The 17,005-nt window shown below is 65.8% G+C and carries 17 protein-coding genes; 5 read left to right on the forward strand and 12 right to left on the reverse strand.

Features of this window, described 5'->3' with window-relative positions; all coding sequences use genetic code 11:
* Nucleotides 1-75: 75 nt before the first annotated feature.
* Nucleotides 76-654, forward strand: coding sequence for a Uma2 family endonuclease (locus ACQP0C_RS00315; RefSeq protein WP_433729430.1), 579 nt, complete (start codon nucleotides 76-78; stop codon nucleotides 652-654).
* An 11-nt stretch (nucleotides 655-665) separates the two neighbouring features.
* Here ACQP0C_RS00315 and ACQP0C_RS00320 read toward each other — a convergent pair whose 3' ends face one another.
* Nucleotides 666-1,370 (reverse strand): winged helix-turn-helix transcriptional regulator, encoded by a 705-nt coding sequence (locus tag ACQP0C_RS00320; protein WP_433729432.1) that lies wholly within the window; start codon nucleotides 1,368-1,370, stop codon nucleotides 666-668.
* 108 nt (nucleotides 1,371-1,478) lie between these two features.
* Between ACQP0C_RS00320 and ACQP0C_RS00325 the strand changes: the two genes are divergently transcribed.
* Nucleotides 1,479-3,002 carry an MFS transporter gene (locus ACQP0C_RS00325; RefSeq protein ID WP_433729434.1) on the forward strand — a complete coding sequence of 508 codons (1,524 nt, stop codon included), beginning with the start codon at nucleotides 1,479-1,481 and terminating at the stop codon, nucleotides 3,000-3,002.
* Between the two features lie 67 nt (nucleotides 3,003-3,069).
* Here ACQP0C_RS00325 and ACQP0C_RS00330 read toward each other — a convergent pair whose 3' ends face one another.
* Complete coding sequence (locus ACQP0C_RS00330) at nucleotides 3,070-3,297, reverse strand: hypothetical protein (protein ID WP_433729436.1); 228 nt, start codon at nucleotides 3,295-3,297, stop codon at nucleotides 3,070-3,072.
* A 145-nt stretch (nucleotides 3,298-3,442) separates the two neighbouring features.
* On the reverse strand, nucleotides 3,443-6,769 hold the full coding sequence (gene lysX / locus ACQP0C_RS00335) for a bifunctional lysylphosphatidylglycerol synthetase/lysine--tRNA ligase LysX (RefSeq protein WP_433729438.1): 3,327 nt from the start codon (nucleotides 6,767-6,769) through the stop codon (nucleotides 3,443-3,445).
* 141 nt (nucleotides 6,770-6,910) lie between these two features.
* Here lysX and ACQP0C_RS00340 point away from each other — a divergent pair, with 141 nt between their 5' ends.
* Nucleotides 6,911-7,132: an RNA-binding S4 domain-containing protein gene (locus ACQP0C_RS00340; RefSeq protein WP_354958631.1), complete on the forward strand. Its 222-nt coding sequence runs from the start codon at nucleotides 6,911-6,913 to the stop codon at nucleotides 7,130-7,132.
* A 1-nt stretch (nucleotide 7,133) separates the two neighbouring features.
* Here the strand turns inward: ACQP0C_RS00340 and rraA are convergent, their stop codons facing one another.
* The 9 genes from rraA to ACQP0C_RS00385 all read right to left on the reverse strand — a co-directional run bounded on the left by rraA (nucleotide 7,134) and on the right by ACQP0C_RS00385 (nucleotide 12,605).
* Nucleotides 7,134-7,622: a ribonuclease E activity regulator RraA gene (gene rraA / locus ACQP0C_RS00345; protein ID WP_433729440.1), complete on the reverse strand. Its 489-nt coding sequence runs from the start codon at nucleotides 7,620-7,622 to the stop codon at nucleotides 7,134-7,136.
* A gap of 102 nt (nucleotides 7,623-7,724) precedes the next feature.
* On the reverse strand, nucleotides 7,725-8,090 hold the full coding sequence (locus ACQP0C_RS00350; protein WP_433729442.1) for a DUF5313 family protein: 366 nt from the start codon (nucleotides 8,088-8,090) through the stop codon (nucleotides 7,725-7,727).
* A gap of 63 nt (nucleotides 8,091-8,153) precedes the next feature.
* Nucleotides 8,154-8,534, reverse strand: a complete 381-nt coding sequence (locus ACQP0C_RS00355; RefSeq protein WP_433729444.1) for a DUF5313 family protein — start codon at nucleotides 8,532-8,534, stop codon at nucleotides 8,154-8,156.
* A gap of 92 nt (nucleotides 8,535-8,626) precedes the next feature.
* Entirely contained in the window at nucleotides 8,627-9,085 is a 459-nt protein-coding gene (locus tag ACQP0C_RS00360) for an SRPBCC family protein (protein ID WP_433681742.1), read from the reverse strand.
* An 81-nt stretch (nucleotides 9,086-9,166) separates the two neighbouring features.
* Nucleotides 9,167-10,102 (reverse strand): CopD family protein, encoded by a 936-nt coding sequence (locus ACQP0C_RS00365; protein ID WP_433729446.1) that lies wholly within the window; start codon nucleotides 10,100-10,102, stop codon nucleotides 9,167-9,169.
* A 13-nt stretch (nucleotides 10,103-10,115) separates the two neighbouring features.
* The gene (locus ACQP0C_RS00370) at nucleotides 10,116-10,679 is read right to left on the reverse strand and encodes a copper resistance CopC family protein (RefSeq protein ID WP_433729448.1); all 564 of its coding nucleotides are present in this window, start codon (nucleotides 10,677-10,679) and stop codon (nucleotides 10,116-10,118) included.
* A complete protein-coding gene (locus ACQP0C_RS00375) occupies nucleotides 10,676-11,335 on the reverse strand; it encodes a YcnI family copper-binding membrane protein (RefSeq protein WP_433729450.1) in 660 nt (219 codons plus the stop codon). Before ACQP0C_RS00375 ends, ACQP0C_RS00370 begins: the two co-directional genes overlap by 4 nt.
* A gap of 42 nt (nucleotides 11,336-11,377) precedes the next feature.
* A complete protein-coding gene (locus ACQP0C_RS00380; RefSeq protein WP_433729452.1) occupies nucleotides 11,378-11,947 on the reverse strand; it encodes a hypothetical protein in 570 nt (189 codons plus the stop codon).
* Nucleotides 11,948-11,954: 7 nt separating this feature from the next.
* Nucleotides 11,955-12,605: a DUF6474 family protein gene (locus ACQP0C_RS00385; protein WP_433729454.1), complete on the reverse strand. Its 651-nt coding sequence runs from the start codon at nucleotides 12,603-12,605 to the stop codon at nucleotides 11,955-11,957.
* Nucleotides 12,606-12,905: 300 nt separating this feature from the next.
* Here ACQP0C_RS00385 and ACQP0C_RS00390 point away from each other — a divergent pair, with 300 nt between their 5' ends.
* Nucleotides 12,906-14,651 carry a TM0106 family RecB-like putative nuclease gene (locus tag ACQP0C_RS00390; protein ID WP_433729456.1) on the forward strand — a complete coding sequence of 582 codons (1,746 nt, stop codon included), beginning with the start codon at nucleotides 12,906-12,908 and terminating at the stop codon, nucleotides 14,649-14,651.
* On the forward strand, nucleotides 14,648-16,600 hold the full coding sequence (htpG, locus tag ACQP0C_RS00395; protein WP_433729458.1) for a molecular chaperone HtpG: 1,953 nt from the start codon (nucleotides 14,648-14,650) through the stop codon (nucleotides 16,598-16,600). Before ACQP0C_RS00390 ends, htpG begins: the two co-directional genes overlap by 4 nt.
* Nucleotides 16,601-17,005: the final 405 nt, after the last annotated feature.

Below are 17,005 nucleotides of genomic sequence, written 5' to 3' on the forward strand. Positions count from 1 at the left end.
AGCCCACTCTGCCGTATGATGAGCATTCACTCGCGCGAGGGGGATATGCGACGTATGGGTGCCATACTCGAAGCCATGAGTGTCGAACCGTTTCCGCAGTGGCTGCGCCCGCCGCCGGGTGGGTTCGTCGCCGAGGATCTGGACCGCCTGCCCGACCTGCCCCCGCACACCGAACTGATCGACGGGAGCCTTGTCTTCGTGAGCCCGCAGGCCGAGTTCCACATGCTCGTCATCTCGCTGCTCGAGGGAAGGCTCCGCCAACTAGCGCCCGCTGACATGCGGGTGCGTCGCGAGATGACGGTAACGCTCGGCCGTGACCAACGCCCCGAGCCCGATGTTCTCGTACTCCGGGCGGCCGCCATCAAGGGTCCGGCTACGACGACTTATCGTGCGGAGGATGTTGTCTTAGCCGTGGAGGTTGTGTCAGCTGAATCGCGCACCCGCGATCGGGAACGTAAGCCGCAACTGTATGCCCGGGCAGGCATCACGCATTTTTGGCGTGTCGAGAATGTCGACGAGCGCCCGGTGATCTACGTCTACGAACTCGATCCCGCCACAACGGCATACGCACTCACCGGTATCCATCACGACCGGCTGAAGTTGAGCGTCCCGTTCGACATCGACATCGATCTGACCGATATCGATCGGTTGTGATTCGCCGCTGATTACTTCGGGGGATTCGCGGTGCACTCGGGGGGCAGCTCGAAGAAGCTGACGAATTGTTCGACGGTAGCTGGGGGTCCGCTGATCTTGGTTTCGCCGCAGGTCAGGCTGTCGGTCAGGGGTCGGCCGTGGAAGGTGATGGCGATGAAGGCCGGGACGGTGGTGTGGATGGTGGTGCCGGTGCCGGAGGCGCCGCGGCTGATGGTGAGAGCGCCGTCGGACACCACGGCGTGGAATTCATCGGTGCCGGAATCGGATCCGGTGAAGTACAGGTCGTAGTCGGCGTGTATGCCCGCGGCCCGCCCGGGTTGGAAGAACGTGCGCAGGGTGACCACCAGCGAATCGGTCGACATATCGGAACAGCTGTAGATGTTGGGAGTGCGGGCGCCCCAGCGATTGAGCGCGACGATCACCTCATCGAGTTCGCGACCCCAATCGGTGAGGTCGTAGACGGCGGCGCTGACCGGAGGCGGCAGCTTGCGCTTGTGTACGACGCCGATCTGGACGAGTTCTTCGAGGCGCTGCGAGAGCACATTGGGGCTGATGCCGGGCAGCCCGGCGCGCAGATCGGTGAAGCGCTTGGGACCCAGGAGTAGTTCGCGCACCACCAGCAGCGTCCATCGCTCGCCGACCAGGTCGAGTGCGCGGGCGGCACCACAGGCGTCGTGGTAGCTGCGCTTCGCGCGATGCTCCGGGGCAACAGTCATGAACTACATCATATCAGCCGATACTTCAACTGAATTAATTAGTTGTCTTTTAGGACTAACCGCTGATAGCGTGCCACGGTAGCGATCTTCGGCTGGAAGGCGTATGTGGTGACGGAAGCAAAACAACGACATAGACAGGCGGGGGACGCCGCGTCCGGTCCGGACAGCAAGCGCTGGCTCGCCCTCTACGTGCTGTGCGGCGGCATGCTGATGATCGTGCTCGACGCGACGATCGTGAATGTCGCGCTCGCGGATATCCAGACCGACCTCGGCTTCACCGCCTCGGGTCTGGCCTGGGTGGTGAACGGATACCTGATCTCCTTCGGCGGCCTGCTCATGCTGGCCGGTCGACTCGGTGACCTCATCGGCCGCCGCACCATGTTCCTGTCCGGCCTGGTGGTGTTCACCCTGGCCTCGGCGCTGTGCGGTGCGGCCGTCAACGAGGTGACCCTCATCGCGGCCCGATTCCTGCAGGGCATCGGTGGCGCCATGACCTCGGCGGTCATCCTCGGCATGATCTTCGCGATGTTCCCGGATCCGCGGGAGCAGGCCAAGGCGATCGGCCGCTATGCGTTCGTGGCCTCGGCCGGTGGCGCCATCGGCCTGCTGCTCGGCGGATTTCTGACCGCCCTGGACTGGCGGCTGATCTTCCTGGTCAATGTGCCGATCGGCATTACGGTCGGCCTCGGCGCGCTGAAGATCCTGGACAAGGACAAGGGCGCCGGACTGAAGAACGGCGCGGATGTGCCCGGCGCCGTGCTGATCACGGCGGCGCTGATGCTCGGTGTGTACACGATCGTCAAGCCAGCGGCCGAATTCGGCTGGACCGATCCGGTCACGCTGGGACTCGGCGCGGCCGCGCTGGTACTGCTGGCCGGATTCATCGCCAGGGAGGCGACGGCGAGCACTCCGCTGATGCCGCTGAAGATCTTCCGCTCGCGGAATCTGTCCGGTGCCAACGTGATCCAGGTGCTGACCGTGGCGGGCATGTTCGGCATGTTCTTCATGGGTTCGCTGTACCTGAAGCAGGTCCTCGGCTACTCGCCGATCCAGCTCGGCACGGCCTTCTTCCCGGTCGCGGCGATCATGGGTCTGCTCTCGGTGCGCTACTCCGAACATCTGGTGATGCGCTTCGGTGCCCGCAAGGTGCTGATTCCCGGTCTGACACTGATCCTCATCGCGCTGCTCTGGCTGACCCAGGCGCCGGTGGACGGCAACTACTGGCTCAATATCTTCGGACCGATGGTGCTGTTCGGCACCGGCGCCGGTCTGGCATTCCCGTCACTGATGAACCTGGCGATGTCGGGTGTCGAGCCGCAGGAGGCCGGTCTGGCCTCGGGTCTGGCGAATACCACCATGCAGGTCGGTGGTGCGCTCGGCCTCGCCGTGCTCGCCACGCTGTCGGCGAGCAGGACCGAACACCTGCTGAAGGACGGTGTGGTGCCGAAGGAGGCGCTCACCAGCGGATTCCACCTGGCGTTCTGGATCGGCGCCGCATTGGTGGTGGCCGCATTGGCGGCGGCGCTGGTGGTGCTGAAGTCGGTACCGGCGCAGCCGCACGGGCCGCAGGACGACCTCGACGACGAACTGCTGCTCGAGGCCGAAGTCGCGTCCGAACGCACCGCCATCTAGCGTCGGCCGCAGATACCGAAACGGCCCGGTTCGCGAGTGCGAGCCGGGCCGTTTCGTCTGGTTTCGCCTACTGCTGCTTCTTGCGCTGGGTCAGCAGGTAGATGCCGCCGACGATCAGGCCGATGACGACCAGGCAGCAGATGCCGCCGATGATCAGGCCGCTGCTGCTCTTCTTCTTTTTCTTGGCGGCGAACTCCACTGCCGAGGCCATGGTGTCCGAGTTGGTCCAGGTGTCCGCGCTCGCCCACACCTGCGGGTCCAGCAGAGCGGTGTTGGTCAGCAGGTCAATGTACATATCCATCCCCATGGTTGAAGGTATCGGCCTCCTCCCGGGGCCGAATCACCAAGGTTAGCGGGCGATTACGGCAAAGGAAACTTTTCCGGCATGCAATCTTTCATAGTGAGATATTCGGCGCTGACGATCCGCAACGATGAAATCCTCAGCGCGGCTTCACCAATGGGAACGGCAGCGTCTCGCGAATGCTGCGGCCGGTGATCAGCATGACGATGCGGTCCACGCCCATGCCCAATCCGCCGGTCGGTGGCATCGCATGTTCGAGCGCCTGCAGGAAATCCTCGTCGAGCTCCATCGCCTCCGGATCGCCATTGGCCGCCAGCATCGATTGTTCGGTGAGCCGACGCCGCTGTTCGATCGGATCGGTGAGTTCGCTGTAGGCCGTACCCAATTCGACGCCCCAGGCAACCAGATCCCAGCGCTCGGTCACGCCCGAGGTGCTGCGGTGCGCGCGGGTCAGCGGAGAGACCGAGGTGGGGAAGTCGATGTAGAAAGTCGGCTCCTGCGTTTGGGATTCGACCAGATGCTCGTACATTTCCAGCACGATCTGTCCGGAGTCCCAGCCGTGCTGATAGGACACATGTGCCTTATCGCAGAGTTCGCGCAACTCCTCGAGCGTGGTCTGCGCGGTGATATCGGTGCCGAGTGCTTCGGATACCGCGCCGTGCACCGTCTTCACCGGCCACTCGCCAGAGATGTCCACCTGCTCGAAGGATGATCCGTCCGAATCGGGTCGCAGTGCCACCATCGCACCATTGGCCGCCAGCGCGGCGTTCTGAATGAGCTGACGGGCCAGGTGCATCATCCGCTCGTAATCGGCATGCGCCTCATAGGCTTCGAGGCTGGTGAACTCCGGATTGTGACTGAAGTCCACACCCTCGTTGCGGAAGTTGCGGCCGATCTCGAAGACCTTCTCCATACCGCCGACACACAGTCGCTTGAGGTACAGCTCGGGTGCGATGCGCAGATACAGATCCAGGTCGTAGGCATTGATATGGGTCTGGAACGGGGTCGCGTTGGCGCCGCCGTGCACCTTCTGCAGGATCGGGGTCTCCACCTCGAGATAGCCCCAGGTGTTCAACGAGTCTCGCAGCGAGCGCACCACCGCGGTGCGTTTGGTCAGCACCTCGCGGACCTCGGGATTGATCGCCATATCGACGTAGCGCTGGCGGACCCTGGCCTCGGGATCGGACAGGCCCTTCCACTTGTCCGGCAGGGGGTGCAGGCATTTGCCGATCATCCGCCAGTCCGCGGCGAGCAGCGAGAGTTCGCCGCGGCGACTGTGGCCGATCTGGCCGCTGACCTCGATGAGGTCACCGAGATCGAAGAATTCGCCGAATTCGGCGCTGCGCTCGGCACCGACCCGATCGCGATCGATGACCAGCTGGATATCGTCGGTCCAGTCCCGCAGCACCGCGAAGATCACGCCGCCGTAGTCGCGGATGCGCAGCAGCCGACCGCAGACCCGGACCGTGGTGCCGCGCGGTGAACGGCGTGCCGCCGCAACGGTATGCGTCGGGGGATAGGCGACCGGATAGGCGTCGATACCCGCGGCGGCGAGCCGGTCCAGCTTGTCCATGCGCACTCGCACCTGCTCCGGGCGGCGCGGCAGCTGTTCCACACCAACGGTATCCGGCAGATCCGGCGGGCTGCCGTCGGCGTGCAGTCCGGTAATGCCCGCGGGCACGGCGCTGTGCAGACCGGTGTGGGTGATGGTTTCGGGTTCCTTGCCGAAGCGCGGTAGGAAGCCCTCGGCGAGCGCACTGGCCATGGCGACCCGGGGTAGTTGCCTGCGCTCCTCGAACAGGAAGAACCGGGGCACCCAGTACGGCTGATACTTCACATTCGACCGGTACAGCGCTTCCAGCTGCCACCAGCGCGAAAAGAACAGCAGCACACCGCGCCACAGGCGCAGCACCGGACCCGCGCCGATTCGCCCGCCCTCCTCGAAGACCGAGCGGAATACCGCGAAGTTCAGCGAAACCTTGGTGATGCCATGCTGTTCGGAGGTCAGCGCGAGCTGGGAGATCATCAGCTCCATCACGCCATTGGGGCCGTGCGGATCGCGGCGCATCAGCTCGAGCGAGGCACCCGTGCGACCCCACGGGACCAGCGACAACATACCGAGGACGCGGTCCTGCGGGTTGACCGCCTCCACCAATAGGCAGTCGCCGTCGAGCGTATCGCCCAACCGCCCCAACGCCATGGAGAAACCGCGTTCGGCTTCGGTATCGCGCCAGGCGTCCGCGCGGGAGATAACCTGCCGGAATTCCTCGGCCGGGATATCGCGATGGCGGCGGATCCGAACGGTGATCCCGTGCTTGCGCAATCGGTTCGCCGCCTGCCGGACCTGCTTCATCTCCGGACCGGCCAGCGAGAAGGTCCTGGTGTCGAGAATGGCCTCATCGCCGAGGCGCAGGGCCGAGAGTCCGGCCCGCCGGTACGCGGTCGCACCGAGTTCGCTCGCACCCATGACCGCCGGTGCCCAGCCGAATTGGTCGGCCAGTTGCAACCAGGCATCGATCGCCTGCGGCCAGGCCTCGCGGATGCCGATCGGATCACCGCTGGCGAGGCAGACACCCAATTCGACGCGATAGGTCAGCGCCGCCTTACCGCTCGGTGCGAAGACCACCGCCTTATCGCGCCGAGTCGCGAAGTAGCCCAGTGAGTCCTCGACATCGGAGCGTTCCAGCAGACCGCGGATCGCCGATTCGTCGGTGCCGGTCATCGCATTGCCCGCCCGTTGCGAGCGCAGCAGGATGACCACCGCGGCCAACAGGGCGATGGCGCCGAAGAGGCCGAGCAGGAAGTTGACGAACGGGCGCGGATGGCCGTCGAAGTGTTCGTTGTCCACCAGCACCGCGGCGGTCACCCGATAGACCGACCACAGCGGCCGCTGCACGCCCTGCGGCAGCGAGCCGGGGAACAGCTCGACCAATCCCCAGCCGAGCAGACAGCCGACTGCGAGGCCACCGGCCAGCACGCCGAGCGCCTTCCAGCCCGCACCGCGGCGCACCTTGGTATAGAACTCGCGCCAGGACGCGAGCAGCACACCGATCGCGACGATCTGCACCACCGCGGCCACCAGCGAGTTCATATTGGCCTCGTCGGCGAACTCCAGCACGTTGGCCAGCGCGTAGAGCGCGATATAGCCGAGCAGCAACCACCAGGCGATCCGCTTGCGGCTGGCCGTCGCCCCCGCGAGCAGGCCGACCACCAGCGCCCACACGAGGCTGGTGTCCGGTGCGTCGAAGTAGTACAGGTCGATGTAGCGCCGCGGCACATGCGTGAGGTACCGCAGGCCGGGCGAGAGGCTCCACAGGAAGCAGAGCACAGCGAACACACCGAGCATCAGACCCGCGATGTGCGGGACCTCGCGCAGCCGTCCGTGTCCGCGATGCGGAACCGGTGGTGCCGGTCTGTCCGAGGGAGGTCCGATGTCGATGCGTTGCCCGGCGTGCGTGGTTGTCACAGGACCAGTGTGTACGGTGCCGCGGTAGTGGTGCTCGAAGACCCGGGCATGTCGGTCATCGGCGTTTCATTCATGCGTGTCAGTCGTCGGGGCGGGGGTTGGCGTTTCGCCGCGCACCCGCACAGAGTAAGGATGTATTCCATGTCCGAAGCAGTCGATGTGCCGATCGATGACGACGTCATTCGACTCGGTCAGTTTCTCAAGCTGGCCAATCTGATCGATTCCGGGTCGGAGGCCAAGACCGTGATAGCCGCGGGGCTGGTCCGGGTGAACGAGGAGGTAGAACTACGTCGCGGACGGCAGCTGCACGTCGGCGACATTGTGGCCATCGCCGGTCACAAGGCCAGGGTCGCGGCGATCTAGGTCAGTCCTCGGCGCGGACCACGATGCCATCGTGGTCGCTGTAGAGCATATCGCCGGGTACGAAGGTGACCCCGCCGAATTCGATCGGGATATCGCGGTCGCCGGAGCCGGTCTGGGTGCTCTTGCGCGGGTTGGTGCCCAGCGCCTTGACGCCGATATCGAGCGTGCGCAGGATCGCCGAATCCCGCACCGCGCCGTTGACGATGACGCCGGACCACCCGTTGGCGACGCCGCGTCCGGCGATGATGTCGCCGACCAGTGCGGTGTGCACGCTCGCGCCGCCGTCCACCACGAGCACGCCGCCATTGCCCGGTTCACTCAGCGTTTGCTTGACCAGCAGGTTGTCCTGGAAGCAGCGGATGGTGGTGATGCGCCCGGAGAACGCCGCGCGCCCGCCGAACTGAATGAACTGCGTGTCGCAGCTGCGGATCTCCGGGCCGATCTCATCGGCGAGATCCGCGGTGGCAATGGTGTTCTGCGATTCGGTCACGGGTGTCAGCTTAGAGTTCGGGCCGCGGTGAACTCCGAACGGACCACTCGGTCTGCCCGTCCCGCTGCCAGGCGACCCTGCTGAGCGACCGGTAAGCAGCTGCTAGCGGTGCCCGTAGTGCATCTGGTACTTGATCCGCTCGGTTTCGCGCATCTTGTTGTGGTTGATCCACTCTTGGTCGATGCCGTGCTGGCTCAGCCGGAACCGACGCCAGACATAACTGAGCGATACCGTGAACACGATCAGCGGCACGATCATCATCACGATCATGCCGATCTTCAACCCCATTGGGCCGGGGAACAGCATCCACAGCGCGAAGAACGGGATGAACGGTACGAGGAAGCGGACGAGATAGCGTTCCATGGCCCCGTGCCCGACGAGGTCGTGGATAACCCACTCGTGCAGCTCCTCGGGGAGCTGGCGGCCCAGATCGTAGGCGATCCGCTGGCCAATCGTGGGGCGTTTCATATGTTCAGGCTATGCCTGTGGTGCGCGTCACGGCCAGATTCGGCAAATATTCCGCAGCTGGACTCAGGCGCGGCCGTGACGGCGCTCGTAGGCCAGACGCTCGGACTCCGCGCGCCTGCGCGAGGTGGCATCGGCCAGCGCCGGATCGAGGCCGTGCTTGACCAGACGCGCCCTGCGGTACACGTACATCAATGCCGCGGTGAAGTAGATCAGCGGCAGATACAGCAGCGCCATCATCGCCAGGCCCATCCATTTCGGACCCGGTACCAGCAGGAACAGGCTCAGTACCGGAATCATCGGAATGAGGAACCGCATCAGATAGCGCCGTGCCGCCCCCGGTCCGGTCAGATCCTCGAGCACCCACGCCGACATCGACTCCGGCAGCGTGCGCCCGCAGATATAGCCGATGCGCTGTGGCAGCGTCGGTGTCGTGCGTTGCGCCATGGTGCTCAGCATCCTCCGCCCGGGGTCAACCGGACAAGTTCGCCCACCCGCCGCCGCGACCCGGCACATGCTCGCAGGCTCGAAACGGTCGGTCAGCCCTGCCTGCTGGTGTGGAATTCGGCGATCTGGGTGGTCAGGTTGTGCGTGGAGTGCTTGACCGCGATCTTCACGAACGGCTCGATGGTCTTGCCGAGCACCTTTCCGGCAATGCCGCCGGGTACGCGATAGTCGACGATCGCGTCGACGGTGCACAGATCGGGGCCCTTGTCGTGGAACAGGAAGGTCGACTCGATCTCGAAGCCCTTGATCGACTTCACCGCGATCGCGAAATTCTCCTCCCAGCGCACCACCTCGAGCCGCGAATGCAGCGAGGCGGGACCGAGTTTGATGACGCCGTCGAAGGTCGCGCCGACGCCCTCGACCTGTTCGGTGCGCGGGGTGAAGTCCTGGACCTCGGTGATGAAACGCGACAGATTCCGGTAGTCGTTGACATACGCGAATGCGGTTTCGGCAGACGCCGCACAGTCCTCGACGATCTTCACTTCGGTCATGGCCCCAACTGTAACGGGTTGCTAACTGTGCGGCAGCACAGTTGCTAACTGTGCGGCAGCACGTGCTTGCATTTGCAAGCGTCAGGCGGTGACCGCCAGTGTTGCGGCCAGACCGAATGCCACCGACATCACCACGACCTCGATGACCGCCCGCCGCAGCGAGGATTCGGCGCGCATCCGGTGGTTGGTCGCGAGCGGCACCCAGGTGCGCCGCCACCACCAGCCCAGCGCCAGCAAACCAACCAGCACAAGGGTTTTCGCCAGCAGAATGCGGCCATAGCCGGTCGTCACGAACGGGGTGATCCCGCCGACGCGCACCAGTCCGTTCACGATGCCGGTCACCGCGACGATGCCGACCAGCGGCAATGCCACCGCCGAATACCGCGGCAGCGTCACCGCCCATTCACCGCGGGTGCGCACCACCAGCGTGAGTGCGACCAGCAGCCCGAACCAGGCCGCCGCTGCCAGCGCGTGCACCGCCGCGAGCACCGAACCGAAGGGTTGCTGCGACATATGCCCGGTGATCGGCCGCAGCGCCAGCGCTACCGCGGCGAAGACCAGCACCAGATCGGCCGAGGCGGTCTCGGGTCGCCGAAACGCCAGCGCCGCGTAGCAGGCGACCGCACCGCTGCCGATCAGCACCGCGATGCCGACCTGGCCGCCGCTGATTTCGACCAAGAAGTTGCCGAACTGTGCGCCGGTGAGCTCGCCCACCGGGACGCCGACGACCGCGGCCGCCTCGAAGACCAGCACCGCGAATTCGGTGACACACCAGATCCCGGCCAGGATCGCGAGCATCCGCCATGGCGGCCGCAGCCGATCGTGCAGCCTGGGCAGCGCGGCCAGTCCGAGCACGCTCGCCCCGGCACAGTCCGCGAGCACCCGCACGATGCTCGCGCTTTGGGCGGGAGCCGGGGTGGCCAGGATCAGGGCGAGCGCCACCCCGAGCACCCCGGCCGGGACGACCAGCAGCAACGCCTGCGCGTGCCCGCCGGTCGTGCCCTGCGCCTTGTTCACCCGTGTGCTCTTCTCACCGCTGCGGTTTCCGGCCCCTACCGCCGAACAGGGCGAACGCCAGACCACCGCCGAACAGGACGACGGCGCCGACGATGAAGACCCACAACGGAATTCCGTCGGAGTCGCCCTTATCGCCGGAACTGTTCTGGCTGTTGGCCTTCGGGCCCGGCGTGCCATTGCCCGCCTTGGTGAGGGTGAAGGTCAGCTCGCCCTTGACCGGATGTCCGTCGGCGGAGGTGACCCGGTACCCGATCTTGTACACGCCGGTGGGGCCGAGTTCGCCGACCGCGACGCTGACGGTGGGGCCGTCCACCGTCGGGTCGGCCTTGGACCACAGATTGCCGTCCGGGCCGACCACGGTCAGCGCCGGAAAGCTCGTCTGCAATGGTTCGTTGAAGGTGATGCTCACCCGTTCCGGACCGGTTTCGATACTCGCCCCATCGGCGGGCACGCTACTGACCGGAGACGAATGCGCCGCAGCGGTTCCGGCGGCGAGCGCGCCAGCGCCCACGAGGAGCAGACCGGCGACGAACCCGGCGATCAGACGGCGCGTGGCCCTGGTTGCGATGCCGCTCATGCCCGTCGTCCGCGAATCACATTGCCGAGACCGAGCGCGACGCCGAGCAGGCCGAGCGCGAGGCCGATGCCGCCCAGCCAGCGCGCGGTGTCGTCGGTGTCGTTCGACTTCTCGGTGGCGGCTTCGCTGTCGACGTGGTGGCCATCGTGGCCGTCGCCGCCCTTGGATGCGGCGAGGGTGAGCGTCGGCGCCGGATGCTCGGGTTCGGAGCCGTCGGCGCCCATCGGCTGATCCCATTTGACGACCTTGCCGTCGCTATAGGTCTGGGTGGCCGGGAAGCTGAGCGTGTCCTGGGTCGGCAGCGGGCCGACCGAGAGCACGAAGCGCTGGAACTGACCGGGGCCGACACCGGGTGCACCGGGATCGGCGGTCCAGGTGACCGAGGTGGCCTCGGCCTTGTCATTGCGGCTGACCTTGGAGGTCCAGCCGGGGATGGGTTCGGTGCGTGCGCTCTTGAGGTTGGGCAGCGTGACGGTCAGTGCGGTGGTGTTCGCGGTCTCCGATTCCGTCGGGACCTTGAAGGTGACCACCGAATACTGGCCCTGGGTGGCGCCCGGTGCGTCGGCGGTGACGTGTGCGGAGGCGGTACCGCCCGCGAGGAGGACCAGGCCCGCGGCGGTTGCGGCCGTGCAGGCGCGCGAGATCTGCGTGCGCATGTGTGAAGTGCTTTCTGTCCGAAGGGGTTTGGGTGCGGCGGGTCAAGCCGGCACCGGCGGCGCGCGCGGACCTATCGCGCCCTTCGGCGGAAAGCTGTACTGCCCGAGACCGGGATCCGGCCAGCGGATCGGGTCGGTGATCTCGGGCGGTGATCCAGCGGTCGACACCGCGCGAATGACGCTGGATGCCAAGGCATACAGCCGCTCGGCCAGCAGGATCAGCGCGACACAGCCGAGTGTCGCGATCAGGTGCGCCACCAGCATCCAGCCGGTGGGCAGATACGACCGAGGCAGATCGGTCGAGCTCGGATCGTGGGTGTGGGAGTGATCGATCAGCCCGGTCAGCACCGCATGCCCGGCGAGCTGCCCGATCGCGAGCGGACCGAGCACGGCCACAGCGTTCGGGGCCGAAGGTGCGCGACTACCGCGCCATGACCCCGCACCGTAGGCCGCGGCCCAGCCGGTCAGCGCCGAAACAACCAGCAGCAGTGCAGACTCGGCCGAATCCGGAAATCCGCCACCCGCCACACCGTGTGCCGCGATGGCGAGCGCCCCGACCGTGCCGCCGACCAGGCAGCCGCGCAGGCTGCCCGTGGACGGACCGGGACGCATCGCTGGCTCAGCTCACGCCGAGGCGCGCCAGCACGTCGGCTTCGATACCCGACAACTCGTTCGAGATCGACGCGTGCACGGCGCGGCGGCGCGGTGCGGGCATCTGCTCGGCGGTCCGAATCGCGGCGGTCAGATTGCCGAGCCGGTCCTGGGTGGCGGCGACGAACTTCTGGGTCTCGCCCTTGCTCGTCTTTTCGCCGGACTGTGCGCCGATCTTGTCAAGGGCGGCTTCGGTATTGGTGATCCTGGCCTGCAGGCGACCGCCGTGGCCGCTGAAATCACCGAGCTGCTCGACGCCGATGCCGAGCTGATGCGCCCGCCGGGTATCTATCTGGCCGCGGATGAAGGTCGCGGCTCGGTAGGCCAGCGGCGCGAGTACGGGCACGAGCACCCGGGCGACTCCGAGGTATTTGCGGACCTGGCTCGCACTGAACGGATCCCGCTCGGCCTTGGCCGCCACCTTGAGTGCGGCCTTCTCCTCCGCCTGCAGGGTGGCGATCTGGGCCTTGGCGACCTTGCTCTGGGTGCGTGCCTCGGCGCGCCGGGCCTTGCGGTCGTTCCTGGCGCCGAGTCTTGCCTCCATGGCAGCCTTGTGCTTGAGGGCTTTCGCCTCTGCCCTGCGGCTCGGCCGCCGCTTGCGCTTCGTGAACAAACCCATCGAAGGCCCTCCGTCATGCTGGTTCACTGTGTCATTTTGCCGGGCCTACGGCACGGCGTGTTCGCGGCCCCCACTTGTCTCGCGTCCAAGCCGTCGAGACTCGCGACTTCGTCGCATGCGCTTCGACGACCCGGACCCGAGACGGGCCGCGAACTCCTCGCTCGTAGGACTGGCTCCGAGCGTGATCGAGTCGGCGTCGAATCGTTTGTCGGTCGATGCTTGTCTACCAGAGAAGCCCGCTACGCACCCTCATGTCATGCGGTTCGCGGAGTTGTCGGGGGTCTGGACCATACTGCGTATGTGTATTCGGGTATCGGTGACCGCGACGGTCGCAATCACGAAGGCGGAGCCGACGAGCGGCAGGCCGAGGTGAATGCGGTGCCGACACCCGCGGCGCCGACCGCATTCGTCGATGCCAGGGCGTTGATCGGCTGCCGTCACCGATTGCATCTGAACGCGGACCACCCCGAATTGCTGACGGGGGTGAGCGAGGATGCCGGGGTCCGCCAGCGCCGCGAGGCCGCGATGGCGCACCGCACACGGGTCCGCGAGGCGCTCATCGCCGCCGATCCGGACAACTGGGTGGTGATCGATCCGACACTGCGCGCGGGCGAGCGGGCCGCCGCCACGATGCGCGCGTGTGCCGAAGGCGCGCACCACATCTGGGGTGGATTGCTGCCACAGGAAGCCGATACCGGACGTCGGGGCGGTTCGGAGATCCTGCTGCGCGATCTCGATCGTGGCGGCTATATCCCGGTCATCGTGGTCAACCACAAGGTGACCGACCCGCGCCAGCCCGAACCGGCCGACTTCCACCCGACCACCTCGGACCCGTATCACTGGGATCCGCAACCGGATCCGCATCGCAAACTGCGCCAGCAGCCGCGCGACCAACAGCGCCTCGCACATCTGTACCGCATGCTGCAGCGGCACGGTCTGGCCAGCCCGGCGCTGGTCGGCGGGGTGATCGGCTACCACTTCGACCGCATCCTGGTACACGACCTCGGCGCGCTGCTCGACGATTACGACCGGCGCTACGCCGATCGCATCGCGGTGGTGCGCGGAGAATTGCCGACCGTTCCCTCGAAGGTGCCCGAATGCCGCCAATGCCCGTGGTGGACGCGCCAGGCGCCCGCTGATGAGGCGCAGGTCGCCGGGCAGAGCTGCGAGGGTTGGCTGACCGAACATCGAGACGTCAGCCTGGTCGCACCCGGTTCGCGCGCGGAGGTGCTGCGCGGGCACGGGGTCGAAACCATCGACGATCTGGCCGCCTGGGGCGGCGACGATCCGGAGGACTGGCAGCACGGCCCGTTCGACGAGGCGGTCGTCACCGCGCGGGCCTGGCTCGCGGGGGCGCCGCTGGTGCGCCGGGCCGAGCGGGTCTGGGTGCGCCGGGCCGATGTCGAGGTGGACGTCGATCTGGAGAGCTTCCAGGAATACGGCGCCTACCTGTGGGGCACGCTGCTCGACGGCGTGTACCGCCCGTTCGTCACCTGGGATCCGCTGCCGACCGAGGACGAGGGCCGGTCCTTCGGCGAATTCTGGACCTGGCTGATGACCGTGCGCGCCGAGGCCATCGCGGCCGGGAAAACCTTTGCCGCCTACTGCTATTCGCGCACCGCCGAGGACAAATGGCTCTACGAATCGGCGCGCCGGTTCGCGGGTCGGCCGGGGGTGCCGACGGTCGACCAGGTGCGCGCGTTCGTCGACGGTCCGCAGTGGGTGGATATGTTCCAGGCCGTCACCGATCAGTTCATCTGCCCGAATGGCAAGGGGCTCAAGAAGATCGCGCCGGTGGCCGGATTCTCCTGGCGCGATCCCGAGGCGGGCGGCGAGGCGTCGATGAGCTGGTATCGGCTGGCCGTCGGCTACGAGGGCGAACCCGACCTGAGTCAGCGCACCCGGCTGCTCGAATACAACGAGGACGATGTCCGCGCCACCATGGTGCTACGCGAATGGATGAGGCCGCGCCAGCCGACGCCGCACTGCGCCGATCGCGAGGTTCCTGGCCTAGCCGATTTCAAGAGTCGTACTATCGCGACGTGACTGAGCACGTCGAACAACTCGAGTTTCAGGCAGAGACCCATCAGCTGCTCGAGCTGATGATCCATTCGGTCTACTCCAATAAGGACACGTTCCTGCGGGAGCTCATCTCGAACTCCTCCGACGCGCTGGACAAGCTGCGGCTGGAGTCCTTCCGCGATAAGGATCTGCACGTCGACACCTCCGATCTGCACATCGAGCTGGAGGTCGACAAGGACAACCGGATCCTGACGGTCCGGGATAACGGCATCGGCATGTCCCGCGCCGAGGTGGTCGATCTGATCGGCACGCTGGCCAAATCCGGCACCGCGGAGCTGCGCAAGAAGTTGAACGAGGCCAAGTCCGAGGCGGCCGCCGAGGAACTGATCGGCCAGTTCGGCATCGGCTTCTACTCGACCTTCATGGTCGCCGACAAGGTCACCTTGACCACCCGCAAGGCGGGGGAGACCGAGGGCACCCGCTGGGAGTCCGAGGGCCAGTCGACCTACACCATCGAAACCGTCGACGACGGCCCGCAGGGCACCTCGGTATCGCTGCACCTCATGCCCGCCGATGAGGACGACCATCTCTTCGACTACACGCTGGAATGGAAGCTCCGCGAAATCGTCAAGAAGTACTCCGACTTCATCGCCTGGCCGATCCGCATGCAGGTGGAGCGGACCGTCACCGAGGGTGAGGGCGAGGAGAAGACCGAGAAGACGATTCTCGAGGAGCAGACCCTCAACTCCATGAAGGCGCTGTGGACCCGCCCCAAGAGCGAGGTCAGCGACGAAGAGTACAAGGAGTTCTACAAGCACGTCAGCCACGGCTGGGACGATCCGCTGGAGATCATCCCGATGAAGGCCGAGGGCACCTTCGAATATCAGGCGCTGCTGTTCATTCCGTCGCACGCACCGTTCGATCTGTTCACCCGCGAGCACAAGCGCGGTGTGCAGCTCTACGTCAAGCGGGTGTTCATCATGGACAACTGCGAGGAGCTGATGCCGGAGTACCTGCGCTTCGTCAAGGGTGTGGTGGATGCGCAGGACCTGTCGCTCAATGTGTCGCGGGAAATCCTGCAGCAGGACCGGCAGATCCAGATGATCCGCAAGCGTCTGGTGAAGAAGGTGCTGTCCACGGTCAAGGATCTGCAGGGTGCCGAGGACCAGGAGAAGTACCAGACGTTCTGGAAGGAGTTCGGCCGCGTCCTCAAGGAGGGGCTGCTCTCGGACTTCGACAATCGCGAGACGCTGCTGCAGGTTTCGTCGTTCGCCTCGACCAATTCCGACGAGGAGCCGACGACGCTGGCACAGTACGTCGAGCGCATGAAGGACGGCCAGGACGCCATCTACTACATGACCGGCGAGACCCGTCAGCAGATCGAAAGCTCCCCGCATATGGAGGCTTTCAAGGCCAAGGGCCGCGAGGTGCTGATCCTGATCGATCCGGTCGACGAGATGTGGGTCGGCTCGGTCACCGAATTCGACGGCAAGCCCTTCCAGTCCATTGCCAAGGGCGAGGTCGACCTGGAGACCGAGGAGGAGAAGAAGGCCACCGAGTCGCTGCGCGAACAGCAGGACAAGGATTTCGCCGAGGTGCTGACCTGGCTCGGTAAGACGCTGGACAGCGTCAAGGAGGTGCGCCTGACCAACCGGCTCACCACCTCGCCCGCCTGCCTCGTCGGTGACGTCTTCGACTTCACCCCGATGCTGGAGCGCATGTACCGCGCGTCCGGGCAGTTGGTACCCGAGACCAAGCGGATCCTCGAGCTCAACCCGACGCATCCGCTGGTCACCGGTCTGCGCGACGCCTACGACACGCGCAAGGAGGACGCCGACGCCGGTAAGGTCCCCGAGCTCACCGAAACCGCCGAATTGCTCTACGGCACAGCGGTTCTCGCCGAAGGTGGGGAGCTGAAGGATCCGGCTCGGTTCGCGCAGATCCTCACCGAGCGGCTCACCCGCACGCTCTGAGCGATTCCAACAATGGCCGCCTCACACCCTGTGTGAGGCGGCCATTTGCGTATGCGACAACTGGTGCTGCCGTGCCGATGCGATTGCCAAGGGCTAGCTCATTTTCGGATCAGCACCTCCTGTCGGATCTATAAGGGCACCCGAAACTCAACCGTTGGAGCGCCAAACTTATTGTGCGCATTGCGATTTCGATTACAACGGTTTGCCGCTGGCTCGGTCGCGAGGGTAGAGTCGGTGACAGCGAAGGGGAGTAGCCCGCAATTGCGCTGTCGACATACTGGTCCGTCACCTCACGAGGGTGCGGATCCGGCAGCGTGAACCGGCGTAGATCCGGTGGGCGAGACCTTCGGCCGAGACAACCATTTCGTTGTCGGCCGGAGGCGTACCCGATCTCCTGGCCGACAG

The organism is Nocardia sp. CA-129566 (genome assembly GCF_050956075.1).
Taxonomy (GTDB): domain Bacteria; phylum Actinomycetota; class Actinomycetes; order Mycobacteriales; family Mycobacteriaceae; genus Nocardia.